Raw genomic sequence first — 7,677 nt, forward strand, 5'->3', positions numbered from 1 at the left:
AGATTTAACAATATAATTAAATTTATCCTTTTCATCAAAATATGTATAAAATTGTGTTAAATCAGTATCTTTACTTATAGATAAAGTAATATTATCATTAAAAATAAAATGTTTTGTAATAAGTGAGGTATCTTTTACTTTAAATGGATAGTTTAATAATTCTTGAAAACTTTTATTTGTCTCTAAAAATAAATTAGTCAAATTTTCTATAATCATAGTTATATTTTCATTATTCCAAGATTTTGTGTACTCTATTAATGTATTCTTTTCAAAAATATTTTTTAACAATCTAAACAACCTAAAACAGTCTACTTTATAATTACCTGTTGCATTTTCTATAATAGTGTCCAATAAAACTTGTTTTGTAGCATCAAATTCATCTATAAATAATATTGAATTATCGAACTTCTTATTATAAAGTAATATTATACCTCCACTAATCGTATCAATTGGCAAAAAGAACTTTTTAGTTGACAACAATATCACTTGCTTTTTTTCTAACAAAATTGTAGGATATAAATCAGTAAGCCACTTAGTTTTAATTATTTCGTTCTTTTTATATCCCTTTGATTTTAAAAATGCCTTTACTTGTTTTCTAAATTCGTATTCAGTAGTTGTAAATTTATCATAAAAAATTTGTTTTATTTGATTGTCATTTTCTTTATTGATATTCTCAACTAAACTTTTTAATTCATTTAATAATTTATTATTTATTTGAACAAATTCATCATCCATATTTCCGTAACTATTTTTGAAATTTAATAGAAAAGAATCTAAATATGATCTTAAATATAATAAATTGTCTTTTAAATCATTAGCTTCCTCATTGTTGAGTCCTTCAATTATCCTACTTTCATTTGGCAACAATTTTAATTGATTGGCAATTAAAAAATTTTTTTATCTTTATAATGATTCTGTATATATTTAATTACATTATACGTTTTTCCAAAACCAGTTGGTGCATCTAGCAAAAAAAGTCTTTCATCATTATTAGAATGATTTTCAATAATATTATATATTACATTTTCATCCATTTTCCTATTCTCCCACACAATTATATTTATTTAAACTTCATTTTATTGATTTTACCAAATAATAATTTTTTTAACAATATCAAAGTATTATATTCCTTTGACCACAAAATATAGATAACTATTAAACTTTCATTCATCTAAAACCAGCGCATATGTTGCAATAATTATACAACGTATGTGCTAACTCTGCAAGCAACCAAGAATTACCCTTTAGCACAATATATTATTTAAATAATATCATCCTTATTATAACTTTTACAAGTATAGTCCTATTTTTTATATTCACTTCCTTTTAAAACTACAGATAAAAATTAATTTAATTATTAAAAAGAATAATATATACAACCTAACTGTAGTATCAAAAGTGTATCATTTTCTTTCAATCAAATAAAAAAAGTCTGTAAAATACAAACTTTTTGCGTTTTATCTACTATTCAAACTCTATTGTCCCTGGTGGTTTAGATGTAATATCATAGAACACTCTATTCACACCACGAACTTCATTAATAATACGAGACATCACTTTATTTAAAACTTGATAAGGAATCTCAGCAGATTCAGCTGTCATAAAATCAATGGTATTCACAGCACGTAAGACTACTGCATAATCATAAGTTCTCTCATCACCCATCACACCTACAGAACGCATATTTGTAAGAGCTGCAAAGTATTGTCCAATTGAACGATCAAGTCCAGCTTTTGCGATTTCTTCTCGATAGATAAAATCAGCATCTTGAACAATCTTGACCTTTTCTTCAGTCACTTCACCAATAATACGAATACCAAGACCTGGTCCTGGAAAAGGTTGTCTAAATACCAAATATTCAGGAATACCTAACTCTAAACCAACTTTACGAACTTCATCTTTAAATAAATCTCTTAAAGGTTCAATAATTTCTTTAAAATCTACACAATCAGGTAATCCACCAACATTATGATGTGACTTAATCACTGCAGATTCGCCACCTAAGCCACTTTCTACAACATCAGGATAAATTGTACCCTGTACTAAGAAATCAACTGTACCAATCTTTTGAGCCTCTTCTTCAAAGACACGAATAAACTCTTCACCAATAATCTTTCTTTTCGCTTCTGGTTCCTCAATGCCTTTTAATTTCTCATAATATCTTTGTTGTGCATTGACTCTAATAAAATTTAAATCATAATTGCCATCAGGGCCAAAGATAGCTTCAACTTCATCACCTTCGTTTTTACGAAGTAAACCATGATCAACAAAAACACAAGTCAATTGATTACCAATGGCTTTTGATAATAAAACAGCAGCAACTGATGAATCAACCCCACCAGATAAAGCACATAAAACCTTACCATGACCTACTTTTTCTCTAATTGCTTTGATTTGTTCCTCAACAAAAGAATCCATACGCCAATCACCAGCACAACCACAAACATTCAAAACAAAGTTTGATAACATCTTTGTTCCTTCTTGTGTATGTAAAACTTCAGGATGGAATTGAATTGCATATAAGTTTTGAGCAGTATTTTCACAAGCAGCAACTGGGCAATCAGGAGTTGTTGCAGTAATCTCAAAACCTGGGGCAATCTGAGAAATATAATCAAAATGACTCATCCAACAAATACTATCTTTAGCAACATTACTAAAAAGAGGAGAACTATTGTTAACAGTTAAATTTGATTTCCCATATTCTCTCACATCAGCACGTTCAACTTTTCCACCTAAGACATGCTGCATCAATTGTGCCCCATAACACAAACCTAAAACAGGAATGTCTAACTCAAATAATTCCTTTGAATATGTTGGAGCCCCTTCTTCATAACAACTATTTGGACCACCCGTTAAGATAATTCCTTTCGGATTCATTTCTTTAATCTTTTCAATATCAACTTTATACGAATAAATTTCACAATAAACATTACATTCACGGACCCTACGAGCCACTAACTGATTGTATTGTCCACCAAAGTCTAAGACAATCACTAATTCTCTTTTCACTCATTTCCCTCCTTAAAATTGAATATCCTTTAAAACAACAGTTTGTTGACGATCAGGACCTACTGAAAACATCACAACTGGACAATGAATTAATTCTTCAATACGACGAATATAATTTTGACAATTCACTGGTAACTCTTCAAACGACTTCACATTTGTAATATCTTCCTGCCATCCAGGCATTTCTTCATAAATAGGTTCTACTTGTTCAATTCCTTTAACTGTTGCTGGTAATCCATAAATGACCTCTCCATTATACTTATAAGCAGTACAAATCTTAATCGTTTCAAAACCACTCATGACATCCAATAACATCAAAGCAATCCCTGTTAAACTTGACATTCTGCGTGACTGATTCACAACAACCGCATCAAACCATCCTGTTCTTCTAGCACGTTGTGTTACTGTTCCATATTCATGTCCACGCACACGAATCAATTCACCAATTTCATCATTTAACTCAGTTGGAAAAGGTCCAGCCCCAACACGTGTTGTATATGCCTTAATAATCCCAATAGCCTCTTTGATATATAAAGGTCCAATTCCAGCACCTTCACATACACCATTTGCCCCAGGATGAGAACTTGTAACATATGGATAAGTTCCATAGTCAATATCCAGCATAGCTCCCTGTGCCCCTTCAAATAAAACTTTTCGATCATCTTGTAAATATTGATCTAATAAAATTCCTGTATCACAAACCAATGACTTCATTATTTTAGCATATTCTTTATATTCTTCATAGATACTATCAATAGTAAATTGTTTATCCAATTCAGGATATTCCATCACCTTCATTGGAAATACTTCTTTCAATCTTTCTAAAAATAACGATTCATCAATAAATTCACCCATACGAATACCAATACGACTATATTTATCAACATAAGTAGGTCCAATACCTCTTTTTGTCGTTCCAATACTATGATCACCTTTACGTTCCTCTTGAATTTCATCAATCGCAATATGATAAGGTAAAATCACATGACATCTATCACTAATACGAATCTTGCTTGTATCAATACCAGCATCATTTAAGTACTTCACTTCTTCCAAAAAGGCTTTAGGATTAACAACCATTCCATTTCCTAAAATCACTTCATGTCCACTAAAAATACCAGATGGAATCATTTTTAAAGCAAACTTCTTTCCATCATAAACAATTGTATGACCAGCATTATTTCCACCAGCATAACGAACGACAACATCTGCTTTTTGTGCAAGGTAATCAGTAACTTTTCCTTTTCCCTCGTCACCCCACATACTTCCAACGACGACAACTCCTGCCATTTATCTATCTTCCTTTCTTTAACAATCATTATTGTTTTGATTGACGATAACACGCGATTATTATATGATAATTTTATCTATTAGTAAAATTAATATTTATACAATGTGATATAAGGAGAACTAATATGAACATTAAACTAGAACAATACAAAATATTTAATGAAGCTGCTTCAACATTATCCTTTTCTTTAGCAGCCAGAAATTTATTCATATCTCAATCTGCAGTCTCTCAAGCTATCCACGTCTTAGAGAGAGAATTAAATACGCAACTCTTCATCAGACAATCTAAAGGAGTTATTCTCACGCAAGAAGGTCAAATGCTTTATCAAAAAATATCTCAGGCTCTTTCGCTCATTACAAGCGCAGAAAATCAGATTGGTAATCTTCGCGAACTCACAAAAGGTGAATTAACAATAGGGGCAGGCGATACTTTAAGTGAAAATTACATTATGCCCTATCTCGTTTCCTTTAATCAACTCTATCCGCAAGTTACTATTAAAATGGTCAATCGTACCAGTTTAGAAATTATTCATTTACTAAAATCAGGACAAATTGAAATTGGATTTATTAATATGCCTTTACACGACGATTCCATTATTATTCAAGAATGTCTGCAAGTTCATGATATCTTTGTTTCAAAAACAAAAGAAGATAAAATATATTCTTTACAAGATTTATCAAATCAGCCACTTATATTGTTGGAGCGTTCATCAAACTCAAGACAGTTTGTCGATCATCACTTCGCTAGTTATGGTGTTTTATTAACACCATCCATAGAATTAGGATCACATGATTTGTTGCTAGAAGCTGCTAAAAATAATCTTGGTAAAGCATGTGTCATCAAAGAATTCTCACAAGCCGAACTCAGCAATCATGATATCTATGAAATCTCATTAGAACATTCTCTACCTAAAAGAAGCATAGGCTATGCTTATCTTTCCAGAAAAACACTCACACCTGCTTCTTTAAAATTTATAGAATTACTGAAAATATAAGAAAAGGACGATTTCCCCATTATATCGTCCTTTTCTTATATGATGATCAATAGTGCTGCTGTTCACTATATTCCATTGGACTGCTGCCTCCAATAGAGATCATTCTTGAGTAAAACTTATATGAATACTTTTGTTTGCTGATGTGTATGTCTTGCTTATTATATGACATACATCTTATCCCTTAGGACAATAACTATTATATGTAAAGTTTTTATTTTCGCAACCAAAAGTTAAAAATTCGCTCCTTTTTATCAATGTTTTTTTGTTTTTTAACAATTGTAAACTCTTACATCTTATAAAGATAGATATACTTTTTAAAAATACCATATTTATAAACAAAAAAGACATCATACGATGCCTATAATACTTGCACATTTGCATTTTCACAAAATGTATATAAAGGATCTTGATTTAAAGCTCTCATCAAATCATTTTGAGAATGACCTTCATGTAAAGTAACAACTGCACCATTATCTTCCTTCTCTACATTTTTAACTAATGAATCTAAGCTTGTTAATAAGTCTTTTACTAATTCATAATGACAATTTTCAATCTTAAATCTCATTTTCAATCCTCCAATCTTGTACTCTTTATAGCACATTGCTATTATAGACAAGAATTAAAAAATAACAACATTATTTTAAAATGAAATCTCTTACATATAAATTTTATTTTAAATTCATAACATATTTATACAATTGTGCTACAAATCTTGCTTCTACTTTGCTATAAGAATAGCTTGCTTTTACAAAAGTAGGAACTTCAAAAGAATAATCATTAAAATGGAAAACAATAACTTCCCCAAGTTCTTCTATTCTTGTCTCAATAACAATTTTAATTTGAGGCTGATCACTGATATAAGGTTTCAAAAAATCATCCTGTAAAACAAAATCTCCCTGATATTCAATAGAAATAGGTACCATGTGATGTAATAAAGCTTCTTTCATATCTTTTTCAAAAATAATATATTTTTCAATTCTTAATTTTACTTCACGTTTTATGTTTGTCATCAATTCATCAGCAGCCTTTTGACATGGTGCTTTGACTGCCAATCTCACTCTTACTGTTTCTTCACCGGCATATAATGCGATTGATACATTCTCCTGATCATTAATTAAATCTCTTAGAATTTCATCTATCTTACTTTCACCTATAAACATTGTCAAATACTCATAGGTATAGATTGTTTCCTGCTTAAACTGCTGCAAATAAGGAATAAGTGAATGTTCTACAACATATCTGATTTCTTTGGGTGGTCCAGGTAAATTGATAATCATTTTTTCATCTTTACTCATGACACATCCATTGGCCGTACCCATATCATTTTCAAGAATATATACATCTATAGGATAATATGCCTGCTTAAAATTATTCTCAGGAATCTCTTCAACACCTGTACAATAACGACATTTCTTTAAAACTTTCTGAGCCTCTTCTTCATGATAAACCATCTCTAAACCTAGATACTGAGCTGATAGTTCCTTTGTCAAATCATCAGTCGTTGGTCCTAATCCACCTGTTGTTATGACACAATCAGCACCACGCTCAAATGCAAGCTTAAGACAGTTATATAAACGTTCAGGATTATCACCTACAACAGTTTGAAAATAGACATTAAATCCTAAATCTTTACATACTTTTTGTAATAGCGTCGCATTGGTATTAACAATTTCTCCTAATAGTAATTCTGTACCTACATTAATAATTTCTACATTCATTCTTAAGTCACCCCTCATGATGAATGATTATATGCTTAACATACATATAAATCAATAAGAAAACAGTTAAAGAATAAAACTTCTCTAACTGTCCTTTGTCATTGTAATTTTCCTAACCCTAAGACAATAATACCACCAAAAACAAGCGCCAATGCTGAACTTATAATTACCATCATATCATAACTTGCTGTAAAAGGAATTAAAACAAGGGATGAAGCAATAATCAATCCTAATATAAAACTTAAAAATCCAGCTTTATAACGTTTAATGAAATAATCACAAACTTTTGCACTTAAAACAATTCCAATAATAACACCGATACCAATAAAACATAGAGGAATGAGAACATTTAACTGAAATGAAGTCACATTAGCCAAATAAGATTTAAACAAATAATATTGCCCAATAATTAATAAAACCATAGAACCACTCACACCAGGCATCAACATTGTTGCTCCTCCAATAATTCCAACTAATACCATTGTTAAACACAACATCAAATCTACGCTAGGAAATGCGGGATTAACATTGACATTCCCTTCCCCAGGATTTAAGAATTCTAAACCAAATATAATACCTAATCCACAAAGCAAAGGAATCAATTTAATTTTCTCGCCTTTCATTTCACCTTTTAAAAACAATGGAATACTAAAGGCAATCAATCC

General features: G+C 30.4%; 8 protein-coding genes. 1 reads left to right on the forward strand and 7 read right to left on the reverse strand.

What is annotated here, in order from left to right:
• The 4 genes from BN350_RS20980 to BN350_RS10655 form a co-directional block, all read right to left on the reverse strand.
• Nucleotides 1–735 (reverse strand): hypothetical protein (locus BN350_RS20980; RefSeq protein WP_196802962.1); only part of this gene is annotated, 735 nt, incomplete at its 3' end.
• Nucleotides 736–884: 149 nt separating this feature from the next.
• The gene (locus BN350_RS20285) at nt 885–1,034 is read right to left on the reverse strand and encodes a DEAD/DEAH box helicase family protein (protein ID WP_081652895.1); all 150 of its coding nucleotides are present in this window, start codon (nt 1,032–1,034) and stop codon (nt 885–887) included.
• Between the two features lie 430 nt (nt 1,035–1,464).
• The gene (gene guaA / locus BN350_RS10650) at nt 1,465–3,009 is read right to left on the reverse strand and encodes a glutamine-hydrolyzing GMP synthase (RefSeq protein WP_028043585.1); all 1,545 of its coding nucleotides are present in this window, start codon (nt 3,007–3,009) and stop codon (nt 1,465–1,467) included.
• Between the two features lie 12 nt (nt 3,010–3,021).
• The gene (locus BN350_RS10655) at nt 3,022–4,299 is read right to left on the reverse strand and encodes an adenylosuccinate synthase (RefSeq protein ID WP_028043586.1); all 1,278 of its coding nucleotides are present in this window, start codon (nt 4,297–4,299) and stop codon (nt 3,022–3,024) included.
• Between the two features lie 125 nt (nt 4,300–4,424).
• On the opposite strand from BN350_RS10655, the gene BN350_RS10660 reads away from it, so the two are divergent.
• Nucleotides 4,425–5,294: a LysR family transcriptional regulator gene (locus BN350_RS10660; protein ID WP_028043587.1), complete on the forward strand. Its 870-nt coding sequence runs from the start codon at nt 4,425–4,427 to the stop codon at nt 5,292–5,294.
• 358 nt (nt 5,295–5,652) lie between these two features.
• Here BN350_RS10660 and BN350_RS10665 read toward each other — a convergent pair whose 3' ends face one another.
• The 3 genes from BN350_RS10665 to BN350_RS19020 form a co-directional block, all read right to left on the reverse strand.
• On the reverse strand, nt 5,653–5,859 hold the full coding sequence (locus BN350_RS10665) for a hypothetical protein (protein ID WP_028043588.1): 207 nt from the start codon (nt 5,857–5,859) through the stop codon (nt 5,653–5,655).
• Nucleotides 5,860–5,962: 103 nt separating this feature from the next.
• Nucleotides 5,963–7,012, reverse strand: coding sequence for a molybdopterin-binding protein (locus BN350_RS10670; RefSeq protein WP_028043589.1), 1,050 nt, complete (start codon nt 7,010–7,012; stop codon nt 5,963–5,965).
• Nucleotides 7,013–7,110: 98 nt separating this feature from the next.
• Nucleotides 7,111–7,677, reverse strand: a 567-nt coding sequence (locus BN350_RS19020) for an undecaprenyl phosphate translocase family protein (protein ID WP_044600264.1), incomplete at its 5' end; no start/stop codon positions are given.

The organism is Candidatus Stoquefichus massiliensis AP9 (assembly GCF_000455285.1).
Classification (GTDB): Bacteria; Bacillota_I; Bacilli_A; order Erysipelotrichales; family Coprobacillaceae; genus Stoquefichus; species Stoquefichus massiliensis.